The organism is Streptomyces sp. NPDC017529 (assembly GCF_044329785.1).
GTDB lineage: Bacteria > Actinomycetota > Actinomycetes > Streptomycetales > Streptomycetaceae > Streptomyces.
Genome location: NZ_JBIRJY010000031.1, coordinates 1 through 16,905, shown reverse-complemented (window position 1 = coordinate 16,905; position 16,905 = coordinate 1). Strand labels below are relative to the sequence as shown.

General features: G+C 68.5%; 16 protein-coding genes and 1 pseudogene. 6 read left to right on the top strand and 11 right to left on the bottom strand.

From position 1 onward, the window contains the following. Positions 1-82 precede the first annotated feature (82 nt). Entirely contained in the window at positions 83-1,621 is a 1,539-nt protein-coding gene (locus ACH4K4_RS36455; RefSeq protein ID WP_398173850.1) for a terminase large subunit domain-containing protein, read from the bottom strand. Then, the gene (locus tag ACH4K4_RS36450; protein WP_398173847.1) at positions 1,608-2,153 is read right to left on the bottom strand and encodes a hypothetical protein; all 546 of its coding nucleotides are present in this window, start codon (positions 2,151-2,153) and stop codon (positions 1,608-1,610) included. The genes ACH4K4_RS36455 and ACH4K4_RS36450 overlap by 14 nt, the downstream gene beginning before the upstream one ends. 293 nt (positions 2,154-2,446) lie before the next feature. On the opposite strand from ACH4K4_RS36450, the gene ACH4K4_RS36445 reads away from it, so the two are divergent. Beyond that, the gene (locus tag ACH4K4_RS36445; RefSeq protein WP_398173844.1) at positions 2,447-3,058 is read left to right on the top strand and encodes a ScbR family autoregulator-binding transcription factor; all 612 of its coding nucleotides are present in this window, start codon (positions 2,447-2,449) and stop codon (positions 3,056-3,058) included. Between the two features lie 846 nt (positions 3,059-3,904). On the opposite strand, the gene ACH4K4_RS36440 is transcribed toward ACH4K4_RS36445, so the two are convergent. The 7 genes and pseudogenes from ACH4K4_RS36440 to ACH4K4_RS36410 all read right to left on the bottom strand — a co-directional run. Further along, the gene (locus tag ACH4K4_RS36440) at positions 3,905-4,429 is read right to left on the bottom strand and encodes a hypothetical protein (protein ID WP_398173841.1); all 525 of its coding nucleotides are present in this window, start codon (positions 4,427-4,429) and stop codon (positions 3,905-3,907) included. Between the two features lie 4 nt (positions 4,430-4,433). Next, complete coding sequence (locus ACH4K4_RS36435; protein ID WP_398173838.1) at positions 4,434-5,876, bottom strand: ParB N-terminal domain-containing protein; 1,443 nt, start codon at positions 5,874-5,876, stop codon at positions 4,434-4,436. Beyond that, a complete protein-coding gene (locus ACH4K4_RS36430) occupies positions 5,873-6,535 on the bottom strand; it encodes a ParB/RepB/Spo0J family partition protein (RefSeq protein WP_398173835.1) in 663 nt (220 codons plus the stop codon). Before ACH4K4_RS36430 ends, ACH4K4_RS36435 begins: the two co-directional genes overlap by 4 nt. Positions 6,536-6,885: 350 nt before the next feature. Next, positions 6,886-7,503, bottom strand: coding sequence for a hypothetical protein (locus tag ACH4K4_RS36425; RefSeq protein WP_398173832.1), 618 nt, complete (start codon positions 7,501-7,503; stop codon positions 6,886-6,888). A gap of 46 nt (positions 7,504-7,549) precedes the next feature. Next, positions 7,550-7,753 carry a hypothetical protein gene (locus ACH4K4_RS36420; protein WP_398173829.1) on the bottom strand — a complete coding sequence of 68 codons (204 nt, stop codon included), beginning with the start codon at positions 7,751-7,753 and terminating at the stop codon, positions 7,550-7,552. 80 nt (positions 7,754-7,833) lie between these two features. After that, positions 7,834-8,880 carry an XRE family transcriptional regulator gene (locus ACH4K4_RS36415; RefSeq protein WP_398173981.1) on the bottom strand — a complete coding sequence of 349 codons (1,047 nt, stop codon included), beginning with the start codon at positions 8,878-8,880 and terminating at the stop codon, positions 7,834-7,836. Between the two features lie 156 nt (positions 8,881-9,036). After that, positions 9,037-9,225 (bottom strand): annotated as a pseudogene (locus ACH4K4_RS36410) (helix-turn-helix domain-containing protein); the annotation flags it as partial. A gap of 201 nt (positions 9,226-9,426) precedes the next feature. On the opposite strand from ACH4K4_RS36410, the gene ACH4K4_RS36405 reads away from it, so the two are divergent. The 5 genes from ACH4K4_RS36405 (at position 9,427) to ACH4K4_RS36385 (ending at position 14,836) form a co-directional block, all read left to right on the top strand. Beyond that, a complete protein-coding gene (locus tag ACH4K4_RS36405; RefSeq protein WP_398173826.1) occupies positions 9,427-10,161 on the top strand; it encodes a hypothetical protein in 735 nt (244 codons plus the stop codon). A 5-nt stretch (positions 10,162-10,166) separates the two neighbouring features. Beyond that, the gene (locus tag ACH4K4_RS36400; RefSeq protein WP_398173823.1) at positions 10,167-11,471 is read left to right on the top strand and encodes a UDP-N-acetylglucosamine 1-carboxyvinyltransferase; all 1,305 of its coding nucleotides are present in this window, start codon (positions 10,167-10,169) and stop codon (positions 11,469-11,471) included. After that, a complete protein-coding gene (locus ACH4K4_RS36395; protein WP_398173820.1) occupies positions 11,471-12,502 on the top strand; it encodes a serine hydrolase domain-containing protein in 1,032 nt (343 codons plus the stop codon). The genes ACH4K4_RS36400 and ACH4K4_RS36395 overlap by 1 nt, the downstream gene beginning before the upstream one ends. 16 nt (positions 12,503-12,518) lie before the next feature. Beyond that, positions 12,519-13,634: a UDP-N-acetylmuramate dehydrogenase gene (locus ACH4K4_RS36390; RefSeq protein ID WP_398173817.1), complete on the top strand. Its 1,116-nt coding sequence runs from the start codon at positions 12,519-12,521 to the stop codon at positions 13,632-13,634. A 293-nt stretch (positions 13,635-13,927) separates the two neighbouring features. Beyond that, positions 13,928-14,836, top strand: coding sequence for a hypothetical protein (locus ACH4K4_RS36385; protein WP_398173814.1), 909 nt, complete (start codon positions 13,928-13,930; stop codon positions 14,834-14,836). Positions 14,837-15,087: 251 nt separating this feature from the next. On the opposite strand, the gene ACH4K4_RS36380 is transcribed toward ACH4K4_RS36385, so the two are convergent. Together ACH4K4_RS36380 and ACH4K4_RS36375 are read right to left on the bottom strand one after the other, a co-directional pair. After that, entirely contained in the window at positions 15,088-15,801 is a 714-nt protein-coding gene (locus ACH4K4_RS36380) for a tectonin domain-containing protein (protein WP_398173811.1), read from the bottom strand. Between the two features lie 413 nt (positions 15,802-16,214). After that, complete coding sequence (locus tag ACH4K4_RS36375; RefSeq protein ID WP_398173808.1) at positions 16,215-16,484, bottom strand: hypothetical protein; 270 nt, start codon at positions 16,482-16,484, stop codon at positions 16,215-16,217. Positions 16,485-16,905: the final 421 nt, after the last annotated feature.

Genomic DNA, 16,905 nt, shown 5'->3' with positions numbered 1-16,905 from the left:
AGGGAGCCTCGACCGAGCCAAGAAGTCGGCCCCGAAGGTGCTGATGCGACAAGCTCGTAGTCCGGCGGCCCGGCGACGGCGGTCAGCGGCGCCCGGACAGCCTCCTGTCCTGGTACGGCGTACCGCCCGTGCCGCTGGGGTCTGTGCCCGCGAGCTGCGTCAGCCCGTGAACCGCGGCGTCCATCCGGTCCGGACTGTCCATTCCGGCGACCCACGTGACCATCTGCTGTTCCAGTTCTGGCCAGGCCCCGACGTGGTGGACGCGGCCCTGTTCATAGAGCTGGGCGATCGGCTCGGCCCTGAGCCGTTTGCCGTGCTTGGCCGTCACCGAAAGCATCGCCGGCATGGGCAGGCCCTCGGTGCGCTGCTCGCGCTGCAACTCCTGCCACGCCTGGCGCAGGATCTGCTTGCTCATGTCGCCGCCGTAGTTGGACTCCACCGTGATGGCGTCCGCACGCAGCTCGATCGCCAGCAGGCACGCTTCCCGGCCCCACGCGTCGGCCCCGCGGTTGCCGGAGCGGTCGTCGAGGACGTACAGGTGCCCGGCCCGGTCGCGGGCGACGGCCACGATGCCGGTCTCGTCGCCGACCGCCGACTCCCCGCCGGCCGGGTCGACGGCGACGACGATGCGCGCCAGGTCGATGCCGCGGAAGCGGGCCGCGCTGATGCGATGGTCAGTGATCCACGGCCACTGCCACACCCCGCCCTCTTGCGGCCGGGGCTGCTGCATATACAGCGACCACCACACCCGCTCGCCCACGGAGCGGCGGATCTCGGCGAGCGCCGCCTCGTCGTACCGCTCGGGCCACAGCGCGGCCCCCACCGGCCGGCTGAGCGCGTCATCCTCGGTCAGCGCAAGGGCGGGCAGGTTGATGACGGTCCAGCGGTCGGCCTCATCGGCAAGGATCCGACCCGCCAGGTCGTCCTCGTGCCAGCGCGTCTGGATGAGGATGACGGACCCGCCCGGCTCGATCCGGGTGAGCAGGACCGCCTGCCACCACTCCCACAGCCGGCGGCGCATCGTCGGCGAGGCAGCTTCGGCGGCGTCCTTGATCGGGTCGTCCAGGACCGCCAGGTGTGCGCCCTTACCCGTCAGGCCGCCACCGACACCGGCCGCGGCGAAGCCGCCTTCGGTCCCGGCGATGTCGAAACGATTCGCGGCCGAGGACCCCGGCCGCAGCCCGATACCGATTTGCGGCCCGTACGAGACGATCGCGTCCCTGATCCACCGGCCGTGATCATCAGCCAGGTCGGAGGAGTACGAGGCGATCATCACCCGGTGCTCCGGGCGCCGCCGCAGGTACCACAACGGCGCCCACCGCGCGGCCCGCCTCGACTTGCCGTGCCGCGGCGGCATGGTCAGCAGCAGCTTGGTCGGCCGCCCGGCCGCCACCCGCTCGAAGGCGGCGTCGATCTGCGCCAGGTGCGGGGCCTGCATCTCCCGGCCCTCGGTGAGCACCGCGGCCATCGCGCCGGGGGATCGGTCCAGCGCCATCTCGCGCTCGATGCGGACGAGCTGGGCTTTGAGCTGTGGAGTGGAGGCGGCGGCGATCTCGCGGCGGCGCTGCGCGGGGAGAGACCGGTACAGCTGGAGGACCGCCGCCTCGTCAGCTCTCCCCATCCTCGGCACCGCCGGCCAGGCCGATCAGGCGCTCCAGCTCCTCCAGCCCCGCTGTCTCCACCTGAACCGCGGTCCCGTCCGGCCCGGACACCTCGGTGCGGGTCGGGCGGTCCAGTCCGAGCAGGCGGCTGCTGCGTTCGATGATGCGCACCGCACGGTCCACCGCCTGCAGGTCGCCGCTGCGGATCGCTGACCGGTAGACGGGAAAGAACAGCCGCTCTAGGCGCTCGGCCATCACCTGGCGCAGCTCGTCGGTGTTCGCGTCCAGCGCCGTGCTGCGTTCCCGCAAGGCTTTGGTGACGTCCTTGCAGGCCAGTTCGATCAGCCGCTTGTCGCTCGGCGGCTCCAGCCCGCGCTTGTACTTGTCGATGCCGTACCCCTGCGGGTAGGCGACACGGTCGGAGTTGATCGCCGGGTCCGCGGCCAGCTTGCGGCCGATCGTCAGCCAGTCCACCCCGGCCAGCTTCAGATCAATGGCGTCGGCGCGGCGCTGGGTGATGGCGGCCCGCGTGGCGCGATTGGGGCGGCCCATGCACAACTCCCTGGGCCCCGCGCCGTCCGTCCATGATCTCTGACCGAAGCCATCAGCTGCTGACCTGCGGGCATCGACCACTCAGGTGGGGCAGTGGCGCAGGACAAGAACGGCGCCTTCGCCTTCGCATCTCCTTGATCGAACTCGAAATCCAGGTCCCGAGGTCACGGCCGCGAGGCGGGGTCGCCAGACCGCTCATAATGATCAACTTTGCCGCACAGGCACCCAATGCGACAGAACGCTCGGTTTTTTCGTACTATCCATGTGGTTGTCAAGGGAAATGGTGTAGCGCAGTGCAGGAACGGGCGGTCAAGACGCGGGAGGCGATCCTTCAGGCGGCTGCCGAGCTGATCGACGAGTACGGATTCAGTGAAGCGAGCGTCAACAAGATCATCAAGCGCGCCGGGGTCACCCCAGGCGCCCTGTATTTCCACTTCGAGTCCAAGGAAGCCCTCGCCCATGCAGTCATGATCGGTCAGGGCGACGGGCTGGAGGCGCCGCCCGGGGAAGACGGCCTTCAGCGGCTGATCGACCAGACGCTCTACCTCGCTGGCGAGCTTCAGGCCAACCCGAAGCTGCGCGCCGGAGTGCGCCTTGCGATCGAGCAAGGAGACTTCGGCCTTCAGGATGCTTCTCCGTACAACTACTGGATTGATGAATTCGCCGGGCAGCTGCAAGTCGCGCAAGCCAAGGGGGAAGTGCTACCAGACGTGGACGTGCGAGAGCTGGCCTGGACGCTGGTCGCCTCCTACTCCGGCACCCAACTCCTGTCCCACATCTCCACACGTCGCACTGACCTGTACCGCCGCGTCACCAACCTGTGGAAATACCTGCTGCCGGCAGTCGCTGACCCGGCTGTCAGGCCGCTGTTGACCTTCAGCCGCCAATGGGACCGGGCCACCTGAGCGCACGCCCCGGAGCCGACCTGTGGGCCGTACTCCGGCCGCATGGCCATCAGCGTGAGCAGGCGGCGACAGCGACTCGGGTGAACTCCGATGCCCGCCCGGCGAGTAACTGACAGAGGTTAGCGAAAACAGTGATAGGCGTCGGTCGTGCCGACGCTGCCCTTCCCCCCCCGAAACCGGCCGAGTTCGTAACCGAACTCCCGGCGGAGGGTTACGGTTTCGGGAAGGCCGGACGTTTTCCACAGGCTGGGGATCGCGCGAACCCTCGACGGTTGAACTCGTCACCCCCCAACCTCGTCGATGAAGTCAGCGGGGACACAGCCGTCGACGCCGGACGGTAGCGACACCCTGTACGCACGCTGCGACTGAGAGCGGACCTGACGCCGCTCGGCGCACCAACTTTTGGCACCGGGAACACGCCTGCCACCGGATAGTTGGGCCGTTCGAAGAGAGAGGTTCCTTCAGCGATCAGTTGATCCTAGGGTGCTGATCATGAACGTCACGAACAGCATCGGCCCCGGAGCCCAGGTCTACGGCACCACCATCCAGGCCGCCCACATCGGCGGATTCTCCACGCCACGTTCCGACACCCCCCCAGCGGGCGGCCCGCCTCGACGCTCAACTGGATCGGAAAGGGCCCCTTCTCGCCCTCGCGACCGCAGGGGAAGCCGAGGCGGCCATCTCGCTTCTCCACATGATCGCGGACACCCACCCAGGTCTCGCTGACCAAGCCGACGAGCTGGCGGAACGCATACGCCGACGCCTCAAGGACCACGCGTAGAAGCTCGACCCGCCGCCGCGAGGGCAGGCGCCGCCTCCGAAGTCCACAGAGACGGCGCCTGCACGTTAGCCCAGGGTCAATTGCTCCGGTCCGCCGACCGCTTCCCCGCGCTGCGCGGGCGGAGCGTCAGGCACATCGCGGTGTGCACGAAGCCACCAAGCGAACTGCCAGTTCCGGCAGGTGCGGTACCGGTACGACAACCGGCGGGGCGCGTCCAGCGGAATGCTGTGCTCTCCCCATCCGGTGACCGGCACCGCATTGGTGAGCCGTACGTGCAGGCCGCCCACGAGGGCGTCACCCTCCCATGACGCGCCCGGTGCATACTCAAAAGCCAAATGAGCGTTGCGGGCCCAGTCCCACGGGATGGGCAGCGCACACAAATACCAGGCGGCAGGGGGATTTTCTGCCGACAGGTGCAAGACCTGGGTGCGCCGATTCGGGTTGACGTTGTGCCGGTCGCACTCCGCGAAAGTCTTCAAACAATGTTGGGACAGGTCGAGTTGACGCACGCCGGCCAGCCACATGATGCGGTAGCTGGCGCGGCTCTCTATCTCTACGCGAACCCTCCCCGGGCTCGCCCATGATTTCATTCCTCTACCCCTCCAAAATGGCATTCCTATTCTTGATCAATTCTATCAGAATTCCCACAATTCCCTCATGTTTATTGTGTCGGAATTCATTGGGGTAAGGCATGTTGAATTCGTTATCGAGGGCTTCCTTGTAGTCCTCGATTGGGAAGGGGCGCGGCTTGCGGCACACCGCCTTGAGCGTGGCCCGGGTCGTGTCGCTCAGCTCCACCTCCTCGAAGTAGCGCGACAGCAGCCCCCGCAGCGACTCGGGCGTGTGATACCGGATGCGCTGCCACTTCCCCCGTGTGAAGCGCATGTCCACGTTGTGCGCATCAAGGAAGCTCAGTCGGGTCGAGTCGCGGCTGATGGAGTGCTCGGAATGCTCGTAGGCCAGCTCCCGGTCCAGGTTGCGCGTGCCGATGCACACCTGCCCGTCCGCCGCGCACAGCGCGTTGACCGCCAGCAGCACCCAGTGCTGGTACTCCAGGGACGTCGTCGCGTTGATCACCGAGTCCAGCACCACGACCTCGAAGAGGCCGTTCGCGCGCAGGTCGCGTTCCAGGCCGCGGATCTGCCCGACGATGCTGCGAATATCCAGCGCGTACTTGCCCTTCAGGGTGCGGTACGGCTCGTAGTCCTGCACCCGGTAACCACTCGTACGCAGGTGTCGGGCGTAGTCGCCATGGCCGGCACCGAAGTCCACCACCCGGTGCGAGGTCGTCAGCCACGGCAGCACCAGCCGCTCCCACACCTCCGACTTGTAGCGCACCTGGTCCTTCTTCGCCTTCGAGGAGTGCTCGCGAAGCCGGTTGGGCTGAACGATGTGCTGGTTCCACACCGGCGCCTGCTCCTCCAGGCCGGACCAGTCGTACACGCCGTACTCACCAGTGAGGTCTTCGACGAGCTGCCCAGCGTCGAACGAGGCCACCGTCCACGCCAGCACATCGAAGCGTTGCGTCTTGGCGACCGCCGCGTACTCCGCGTTCAGCACGACGCGGCCCTGGTCATCAATGACGACCGACCCCCACGGCCCGTGCGCCGCCGTCATGAACGCGATGGCCTGCTGGAACGGCAGGTTCTTCGACTCCTCCACCTCGATGGTCTGCCACGGAATCCAGCACCACTCGCCGATCGGCCCCGGCTCCGCGTAGACCACCGACGACTCGGTCTCGACGCGGTTGTGAAGGAGGTTGAACTTGATCTCGTCCTGCAACCTGACCTTCTGCGGCAGGATCATTGCCGGTGTCGTCGTCTGCCCGATCGCCTTGAGCCCCTTGGTCCTCTGGTGGCCGGCGACCAGCGTCCCGTCCGCGTTCAAGATCACGGGCTTCACCACGCCGTGGCGACGCAGCGAACCCTGCAGACGCACGAACGACTCCTTGGACAGGTGCCGCGGGTTGTAGTCGGCCGGGCGCAGCTGCTCCAGCGGATACGCCGGGTCGAAGCGCACGTCGAGACGGTTGCTCACGCCACGTCCCCCTCGCGGGCCTGGTGCTCCTCGTTGAGAACGTGCCATCCGAAGCCCATGTCCGAGTCGTGCGCGTCGACGAACTGCCGGTACAGCGCGTCGAGCAGTTCGACCTCGGCTTGCGTGATCCGCACCCGCGTCGAGGACCACTGAAGGTAGCCCCACTGCAGGTAGTCCACCGTGGCCGCAGCGCCCGTCCCGGCTCCGTCGGTCGGCAGCTCGATCGGCGCCGGCAGGGCCGTGTCATCGAGGAGCTGGTCCAGCTGCGCCTGGTCGTACCCGGTGCCCTGGAGGTCGGGCAGGTCGGTGAGGATGTCGGCGAGCAGTGCCGTGTCGTACCCAGCCAGATCATTGGTGCGGTTGTCGACGATGACGATCTTCGCTGCCGCGTCGTCGTCCACGTCGAGCCAGGTGACCGCGATGTCGTCCCAACCGAGCCGCTTGGCCGCCTTCAGCGTGTGGTTGCCCGCCAGAACCTCGTTCGGCCGTCCGGTCAGTGAGCCCTTGTTGACGACGATCGGCCGGTACTGGCCGTTCATGGACAGCGACTCGGCGATCGCATCGAGATCACCGGTGCGCGGGTTGCGGTGGTAGGCGGTGAGCTGATCGACGGGTACGGCCAGGTCCGCGAGCGAGGCCGGGATACGAGAGGTGGACACGGTTCTCCAGCCCCACGCCCTCTCCCGAGCCTAGACGACCCGAGACAGGACCCATCCGTCGGTGACCGGAGCGGAGACAGCGCACTGGACCTCTGAGGTAACCGCCAGCGGGCGGGAAGGCCATCCAGGTCGGTGACGGTGTCGGCGAGGGCCCGGGAACAGCGCAGACGCTCGCGGTGTCTACGCATGTGCTGAGCGCCGATACGAAAGTACGCACGGTGCATCCCGGCTGCCCAAGAGGTCGCAGACATTCACGCGGAGACTGGGCAGGCCACCCCGATCCGGTCGGGAGTTTCCCGCTCGCCGCCTGAAAACAAGGACAGGTTCGGATGCGAGCGGGAAGCTCGGCATCACAGGAACACGTGCTCCAGGTGGTAGGCCCGGGTGTCGAAGGCGCGCTTGCCGTCGACCATTTGCAGCGACCTTCCGGCTTGGAGATCCACCGGGGCCATGGCCCGCCTGCCGACCCAGTACTGCCCGGAGGACGAGGTTACGGGATCCCGTGTCGCGACCGCGTAGATGCGCTCCATGGAGTTGTACTGCTCTACCGGGATCCATCCGATGGGAAGGTAGTTCGAGTGGTCGATCGTCTGCAAGACCGGATTGGTGCTGTTGCGGCCGATGCCCTTTGAAGTGGCTCGGTTGATGTAGGCGAAGGTCATCAGCCCGCCGCCGATGTTCCCTTGCCCAAGGGCCCATTGCTGGTGGTTGCTGTTGTCCCGGCGAGCCAGCGTGAGAGGCCCACTGCCTGACGCGGGCGCGGTGACGACCAGATCGTGATTGGCGACCGGGCGCAGCACGAAGTAACTGGCGGCCAGGGTCATCTCGCCAGTAGACGCGGTGGCGGCCTCTACTTGCTCGGGTGTGAGATCTTCCTGGCTGGCGGGGTCCGGCAGCGTTTTCCAGTCGCTGGGCGCGAGGATCCCGTTAGGCAGAATGTGACCGGTAGGTACCTCTGGGGTCTCCATGAGGAGAGCCTGCACCCAGACGGCAGCACCCGATAGATTTGTGGGCCTAATTCACGAGAATGGCCCAAAGCCGCTTCGAATCGGGGGTGTTCGGGGGTGCACCGTGCCTGTGTCTCCCGATGATGACGATGTTGGCATCGACGGTGCAGCCGGCGAGGGTGACACCGCTGGCGATGCGGCAGCGGGGGCCGATGGCGATGCCGGGACCGAGGCTGATGGTGTTGCCGGTCTGGCAGCCGTCGCCGATCACGCCGCCGAAGCATGCCGTGGGCTGGAAGCAGGCGCTGAGCGAGTCGCCGAGTGCCGGTGGGTGTCCCTGCTTCTTGTCGGTCAGGCTAGGACGCCTGCGCGTGCGGCGAGACCACGTAGTTCCGGCGTGGTGCGCCCGGAGACCAGCAGCCCGGAGATGAGCGACTTCACCGCGGGGCGCGCGTGCGTCTCTTCCGGCGCTTGCTGTTCGGCGGCCAGCAGCGCGCGTACGCATTCGTCGCGGCGGCCGCGGTGAGCCAGGGCGGTGGCAACGTCTGTGTGGTAGCGCGAGCGCCGCTCGTCGCTGGGGAGGGCCCTGGGCGGTAGGGCGCGGGCCGCAGTGAGCGCCGCTGCAGGGTCGCCTGCGGAATTTTCTGCGGAGATCAGGTGAAGCTGGACGGTGACGGGACTGAAGCCGCCGCCGTGGTCGCGGAGCAAAGTGGTTCCTCCGAGACCGTCGGCGATGGACGCGGCCTCGGCGGTCAGGTCGCGCATGCCGTCGCGGTCGCCGTTGCGGGCGGCGGTGTAAGCCGCGGACTGGATGAGCAGGCCGCGCTGAGCAGCGCCCAGCCGTCCGGCGGCGCGGAGGGCGGGGTCGTCGGCGGCGGCCAGGGCGAGGGAGAGCGCCTGATCGTGCCAGTGGGCTTTGCGTGCCAGGACAGCAAGGTTTCGGGCGGCCTCTGCTACCGCGAGTGGGTCATTGGCGGTGGTGGCGAGCTGGCGGGCGCGGTCGGCGGCCATCCAGCCGAGCTGTTGTTCGTCGAGTTTGATGAGCATGCGGGTGGCCAGGGTGTAGCACTGGGCGAGCAGCAGGTGATGCTGGGGGGAGTCGCTGCTGATGGTCAGCGCATGCCCGGCTTGGATGAGCCGGGGTAGCCGGATGGCGAGGCTGGCGTACTGGCAGGTGTGGAAGTCGGTCAGGGCGCGGGACAGGTCCCGGCCCAAGGTCTCGGGCCGCACGTCGGGCAGCCGTTGACCCAGGCCGAGCATCGCATCCCGTAGTCGGTTGACGAGGATGTCCCCCAAGGCTGCCTCGTTGGTGGGGGCCCTATCGCCGCTCAGGAGCGGGGCGCCTGCGGCTGCGGCGGCCGTGACCGCCAGGTTCGCCAGCAACTGCCTTCGCCGCACTGCTGCTTCACCATCCTCCTGCCGGGGGCTGACCACTGTATGGGCGGGAAGGCGGGGGTACGCCGAGATCGGTCCGACTACCTGGCCGTGTCGTACCTCGGCCACAGGCGCGGGAGCGGCGAGACCGAAGGATTTCAAAGGGATGTCCAGGGTGTGGGCGAAGCACCGCAGCACAGCCACATCAGTCATGGGGGAGATGCCGCGCTCATAACGGGAGACCTGGGCCGTGGAGTATCCGGTGAGCTGCCCGAGGTGCGCGAGGGTCCATCCCTTCTTCTTGCGCGTCCGCCGTACCAACTCCCCGGGTGAGCAGGCTGTAGAGGCAGGACCTGAGGTACTGGCCATTACACACCCCGTCCGCTTCGAGAGCCGAAGCCGCGCTGTCGCCGTAGAGATACCCAGCCGATGCGGCCAGACCCTTTTGCATCCGATGCAAAAGCGTTTGCATCCCCCGGTAGCACCCCTGCCGACACCTTCCCCCGTGCGGTGACGTGGACGTGCGGCGGCCGGCACCCGGCAGGCCGCCCCCCACGGACCCTGGAGGAATTGGTGCAGCCCCTCTCCGCCACAGCGCCCGCGAGGCCGGCCGCCGACGCCCGCCTCGCCCCGTCGTACTTCACCGACACCGACGCTCTGCCCCCGGGCCTTGCTGGTCTGCTGGCCCAGTGCCGCACCGTCTTCGACATCAAGGCCGCCCTGGCTACTCTCCTCGACACCTCCGACCCCGCACACCCCTTGGCTCAGGAAGGCGGGCACATCGAAGACGGCGCCTTGGTTCACGGGCCGGTCACCGTGCAGCCGGGTGCGCGCATCGAGGCAGGCGCCCAGGTCATTGGCCCCGTGGTGGTAGGGGCCGGGGCCATCGTCGCCGCCGGAGCTCTCGTGCGCGACCACAGCATCATCGGCCCCGGCTGCCGGATCGGGTTCGGTGCGGAGATCACCCGCAGCCTGCTGATCGGGCACGTGTTCATGAAGCACCCCAGCTTCATCGGCGACTCGGTGATCGGACGGCGCGTCAACATCGGATCGTTCTGCTCCACCACCGCCCTGCGGTGCGACCGCGGACCGGTCGCCGAACCGGCCCTGGACGAGATCACGGTCACCCTCGACGGGCAGCGGATCGGCACCGGGCAGACGAAGTTCGGCGCCGTCATCGGCGATGAGGTGGCCCTGCCCGCCGGAACCGTGCTGGCTCCGGGCACGCTCATCGGCCCCGGTACGGTCCTTTACCCGCGCGATCACACCGGCGGCTTCCTGCCCGCCGGCTCCCGGATCCGGTGAGCGCGATGACCCTGACCCCTGTCTGCGCCGCACACGACACCGCCGTCCTGCGCGTGACCGGCGGCCACCGGCTGACCGGCCGGATCCCCGTCCAGGGCAGCAAGAACATCGCCCTGCACCTGTACGCCGCGGCGCTGCTGGCCGACACCCCCGTTCGCCTGACCGCCGCACCGGACATCATCGACACCCAGGTATGCGCCCAGATCCTTTCCCGCACCGGAGCCGCCGCCACCGCCGACAACGGCCGGTTCACCGTGACCCCGGCCACGACGGTTCGCCCGGTCATCGACGCCGACCTGGGCCACCGTGTGCGCACCACCGCTGTCCTGGCCGCCGCCGTCCTGGCTCGCGCCGGGCAAGTCGTCTTCCCCTACCCGGGCGGTGACGCCTTTTGCCCACGTCTGATCGACCGGCACCTGGCCGCCATGCAGGCCGCCGGCGCCCGCGTCACCGCCGACACCACCGGCATCCACGCCCGCGCCCCGCACGGGCTGCGCCCGTTCACCGTGGACGTGGCCACACCGTACGGACCCAGCCTGGGCGCCACGGTGACCGCCCTGCTGCTCGCCGCCCGCACACCGGGCACCAGCCGCATCACCCACCCGTCCGTTGAACCCGAAGTCACCGAGACCGCCCGCTTCCTCACCGAGCGCGGCGCCACCGTGCACGCCGACCAGGACGGCCTGCACGTCACCGGCAGCGACTGGATCGTCGGAGGGACGTTCGCGGTAGCCGGTGACCGCATCGAGGCCGCCACCATGATCACGATGGCTGCCGCCACCGGCGGCAGCATCACCCTCGACGGCATCAGCACCGCAGACCTCCCCCGCGGGCTCACCGACGTCTTCGCCGCCGCCGGCCTGAAGGTCGCCGACGGCGCGGACGGCGCCCTGCGCGCGCACCACCACGGCCTGCGCGCCGTGCAGATCGCCACCGGACCGCACCCCGGCGTTCCGACCGACACCGCACCCCAACTCGCCGCCCTGCTCACCCAGGCACGGGGCACCTCGCTGATCACCGAGCGGGTGTACCCCCGCCGCGACACGCACTGTGCGGGACTGCGCGCCCTCGGCGCCGACCTCACCTCCCGCGGCCCGGCCCTTCGCGTCCGCGGGCCCGTGCGCCTGCGAGCGGCGCAGGTGGCTGCCGGGGACATCCGTGCGGTGACCGCGCTGCTGATCGCCGCCCTCGCTGCCGATGGCACCTCTACGATCCGGGGAACTTTCCACCTCCGGCGCGGCTACGGCCACCTGCTGGCCAACCTCGCCACGCTGGGAGCCGACACCACCCTGACTACGGAGGCGCCCTGATGCCCGTACCGTTTCCCGCCGCCGACACCGCCCGCCTGCACGAGACTCTGACCGCCGTCGTCGACGACGGTGCCAGCCCCGGCGGCGTCGTCATCTGCGGCACCACCGACGGCCAGCAGCGCATCCTGACGGCCGGCACCGTCGCCCCCGAATGCGGCGACGCACCACCCACTGCCGAGACGGTCTACGACATCGCCTCCCTGACCAAGGTCGTCGCCACCTGGCCCCTGACCGGCCGCGCCCTCGATGCCGGGCTCTTGAACCTGGACGAGCCAGTGTGCGCCGCCCTGCCGCCGACGACCGGCGAAGCCCCCAGCGGCACCCCGACCATCCGGCAGCTGCTCACCCACACCTCCGGCCTGCGCGCCTCCACCCGCCTGGACCACTACCGAAACACCAACACCCCGCTGCACGAACTGCTGATGCGCGAACCACTGGAGACCGACCCCGGAACGCACCGCTACATCAACCGCGGCTACATCCTGCTCGGCCTGGCCCTGACCCACCTCCACCAGGTCCCCCTGGACATGATCGGCCACGAATTGTGGACCGGCCTGGGCATGCACCGCACCTGCTACGGCCCCGTCACCCGGTCCCAGAACGTCGCCCCGACCGAACAGCGCCTGCCCGGCGCCCCCCGGATCTGGGGCGCCGCCCACGACGACAACGCCGCCCTGATGGGCGGCATCGCCGGCCACGCAGGCGTCTTCTCCACCCCCGGCGACCTCGCCACCTACGCCCACGCCCTGATCACCGCCTACCAGGACGGCGGCGCACTGGGCGGCTGGCTGCGAGCCAGCCTGGTCCCGCACGCCCCGATCGAGCCGGGCCTCGACCGCGGCCTGTCCTGGGTCCTGGCCGACGGCGGCCGCACCGCCTACCACCACGGCTTCACCGGAACCAGCCTCTACCTGGCCCCCGACACCGGCCGCTACCTGGTCATCTGCACCAACGCCGTCTACCACGGCGCCGCCCGCACCCGCATCGCACCCTTGCGATCCCTCGCCCTCAAAACCATCTCCGCCATCTGACCCCGGGAGGGCCCCGATGAGTGAGCTGCTGGCCGACCACACCACCTTGCGCCTGGGCGGCCCCGCCGACCGGCTGCTCACCCACACCGACCCCGCCCACTGGATTGACCTTGCACGCGGCCTTCACACCCCGCCGTTCATCCTCGGCGGCGGCAGCAATACCCTCGCCGACGACGCCGGACACCCCGGCACCGCGGTGCGCATGGCGACCCGCGGCATCACCTTCCGCCGGTACGGGAACACCATCGTGGAAGTCACCGTGCAGGCAGGAGAACCGCTGGCCGATCTCGTCGCGCACTGCGTCCACGAGGGACTGTCCGGCATCGAGTACCTTGGCGGCATCCCCGGCACCACCGGCGCCGCCCCGGTGCAGAACACTGGCGCCTACGGCCAGCAGATATCCGACACCCTCGCCCACTTCACCGTCTACGACTGGCAGCAGCGCACGATCACCGAACTCCCACCCGAGCAGTGCGCATTCGGCTACCGCACCAGCACCTTCAAAGCCCGGCCCGGCCGCTGGACCATCCTCCAGCTCACGCTGCACCTGACCCGCGCCCAGCGCGCAGCACCAGTCACCAACCCCCACCTCGCCGACGCCCTCGGCACCCGTCCCGGTGCGCGTCCGCCCCTGGGGGAAGCCGCCGCAAGCGTTCTCGCCGACCGCTGCCGACGCGGCCTGAGCCTGCCCGACACCGGACCGGACGCACGACAGGCGGGTTCGGTCTTCCTCAACCCGCCCCTCACCCACGCCCAGGCCCACCTCGTCCGGACGGCCGGCGGGCCGGTCTACTGCGACGACTTCGGCACCCTTCGCACCAGCACCGGTTGGCTGCTCCAGCTGACCGGCCACCATCCTGGCAGGCAGATCACCCCCGGCGTACGCTGCTCAACTCGCCGTACCTTGACCTTGACCGCCCACCAAGGGGCAACCTCGTCCGCGTTCACCGCAGCGTTGCAAACGCTCGCTCGCCAGGTCCGGGAAGCCACCACCATCCACCTGCACCCTGAACCCGTGCGTCCCCCTGTTATGTGCACCGTGAACGACGCGCCCAAACGAGGAGGTTATGGCCGTACCACCCGTCATCGTGCATCAGCTGTCGCCGACTGGCGGCCGATGCGTCACCGTTGATGACGCTCCCTGAAAAAAAGCGGCCACCCCCTGCTCGGAGTACCCCACACCTGCTCAGTGGATCTCCCACCCGTGCGGCACCTGACTCGAACAAGCCCCACAAGGGGGCGGCAAGAACCGTCTCGCCAACCGCGGTACAGCTCTGATGAGTGAAACGGGCCGCAATGCGCGCGCACTGAGGCACGGCTACCCGGGTTCAGAGAGCGGAAACGATGTAATGCCGATGCCCTCGTAGGCACTTCGATGCATGATGAGACGACAACAACCGCCCGGCGGGACAGAGGACGTGGGCTGTGCGCAGACAGGTTTCGGAGCAGTTCGCCTTCTGGACGTGCCGCAGGCTGTTCGGGCCGATCCTTCCCTACGACAGGTGCTTCGGCTGCGGAGCCCTGCACATCCCGCCCAGCCAGGGGAATCCTCATAACGGCCGCTACGACTTCGCGGGGGAGGGCGTGGCCGTCGAGGTCGTGTCGATCGTCAACTCCTCCGCGCTGAGGAACTTCTCCTCGTGGAACAAGCGTCACCCCAGACCGATCGAGGGGGAACCGGCTGAGTTCGGACTGGCCCTGCCGTGGGTGATATCGGTGCCCGCCCGCACTCCCACCGGCCAATTGGACACGGTCCTGGAGGCAGTGCGTTTCATGGAGCGGGTCGGTATCCGCACAAACCGCACGTACGGATGCGGCGGTCGCCACTGCCCCGCTGGATCGGGCGGGCGGATATGCACGTTCTGCCAGGTCGCGCGCACCGTGACCTTCGACGCCTACGTGGACGACGAAGGACTACTCGCCTCCCGGAAGGGAAACGTGGTCGTCAGCGTGTCCGAGAGCCTGACCTCCCGGGGGCTGTCTGACCTGGTAGACGCGATCCTGGGTCTGCTCCGGCCGAGCACTCACGGGCAGAGAACAGACGTTCTGCGGAAACTCGACCTGGCCGAACGGCAGGGCAAAGGCCGACGGGCGGTGTGCTTCGTGCCGGATCTCTACTTCGCCCTCCGGCTCAACCTGTACCCGGACACCTGGAAGAAGCTAGGGACCTTCCCCTGGGACGCGATCCGCCCGGTCACCGACGTCGTAGTGGCGTCACCAGACTTTCACCGAGCCGTGGTCTTCTCGGACACTGCCCCCACCAGGCAGGTATCGGTACGCGACGCGGAAAAGGTGCCAGCCCAACGTACTCTCGGATGTCACTCCCGCCGATAGCACACGCCCAGCTCATTCCCTGACCGGGCGGCCTCTCGACACTGCGCGGCGCTCTTTGGAACTCCCCACTCCGTTGAATGTCGGACCAAGTGGGGCGACGAGTAGCCCTGGCCGTGCTCAATGGCCCTCATAACCGTGCGGGGGGCCGATCGAGATGGATGATGACGAGGGAGACCCGCAGGGCTGAGTAGGCATCCGTGCAGGCCGCGACCCTACCCGGGCCGGCGCCCGCACGGATGACGGGGCGGGGGTCAGCTGGGCTGGTCGCCGGTGTAGCGGTAGATCTCGCCGGCGGTGTTGAGGTGCCAGGCGGTGCCGTCGGCGCCGGCGGCGATGTCGGTGGCGGTGCCGGGGATCTTGATCCACGGGTTGCCGCCGCTGGCGTCGTTGTTGGTGTAGCGGTAGATGCTGCCGGCGGGGTCGACGCCCCAGACGTTGGTCCGGGAGCCCACCGCGATGCGCTTGAGGCTGCCGGAGACGCCCACCCACGGGTTCGCGCTGTTCTGGTCCCCGGTGTAGCGGTAGACCTGGTTGCCGCTGTTGACGCCCCACACGGTGCCGTCGGCCGCGGCACCGATGTCGCTCAGGCCCCCCGGGATCTTGGTCCAGGGGCTGGTGTCGTAGTTGGTGTACCTGTAGATGCCGCCGGCGGAGTCCACCCCCCACACGTTCGTCCGGGAGCCCGCGTCGATGCGGACCAGGCTGCCGGAGATGCCTTTCCACGGGTTCGCGCTGTCCTGGTCCCCGGTGTAGCGGAAAATCTGGTTGCCGCTGTTGACACCCCACACGGTGCCGTCGGAGCCCGCCCCGATGTCACTCAGCCCGCCGGGGATGTTCTGCCAGGGGGTGGCGTCGTAGTTGGTGTGCCGGTAGATGGCGCTCGCCGCGTTCACGCCCCACACCGTCGTCCGGGATCCCGCCGAGATCGCGGTCAGACCGCCCGCAACCCTCACCCAGTCCGCCATGCCGAACCGCCCTTCGTCGAACCGACTTGGGCTGCCATCCTGGGCCCGGAGCGGGACGGACGGAACGGGCGAACATTCGTTCTGATGTCAAACGAGACAGCGCATCCGCGTTTCATCCGTCCCGCCTGGGCGGGGGCCGGGCGGGAGCGGCCCGGCCGGGAGTATTTCGGCTCGAAACGACGTCCTACCCGGAGAGGATCGACATGAGAGCCGATCCGTGCCTTCCCCGGGGTAGACGGGCAAGCGCGGGCATGGAGGTACGCCGTTCCCGGCCCTGACCACTGCTCTGTGATGAGGCGCCGGAGCGGCACGGGCAGTCGAGTATTGGTCATGCCCCTGCATGGCGAAACTCCACAGGCGGGGATACCGCGGGGTTTCGACACCCATACAGGTGTACTGCCCAACAGTTGTCTTCAGCCGCCGGAGCGCGCGCCGACGTAGCGGGCCCAGACCTCGGCGCCTCCGTCTTTGGTGCCGTGGGCCTTGGCCTCGAACGCGCCTGCGGGCCGGAAGGCAGCGAGCTTGCCCGTACGCACCCGGTGGGCCTGGTTGGAGGCCCGGTTCATGGTGTCGTGGGTGTCGATGTGGGCCCAGTCACCGGGGCGGCCTCGCAGCGCCTGCGCGGTCTCGTGGGTCTCCTGACTGCGGTGGGGAACAGGCGGAGTGTCGAACCGTACGTGCATCAGGTTGTGTTTCTCCCCAGGGGTCGGTGGGTGGGGTGGCGGTCTCGGCAAGGTGCCGGATGCGGTTGGCTGCGCTCCATTGGCTGTCCGCCAGGTGTTCGCACAGCTCGTTGGAGAGGCGGGCGATCTCGGTCAGAACCGCGTCGAGGTGGGGCGGGGCCTGCGGGACGGGAATGGTGCCGGTGGTGTCAACCATGAACGTGCCCTGAGTCAGCGGTTGTTGCAGCGGCAGGTGTTAGTGATCAGGTTGAAGTAGCTGTCGCAGCTGTTGCACCAGGGGCCGGGTGCCGGGGCGGTGTCTTTGGTGCGGTCAGCTGTCATGGTGAGTCCTACCTTTCAAGCGTGGTTGCTCTGGTCATTCGTAAGATCGGAGGGCCCAGGGGCTCTGGGCATGGCTGTCATGGTTTCGACCCAGTTGATG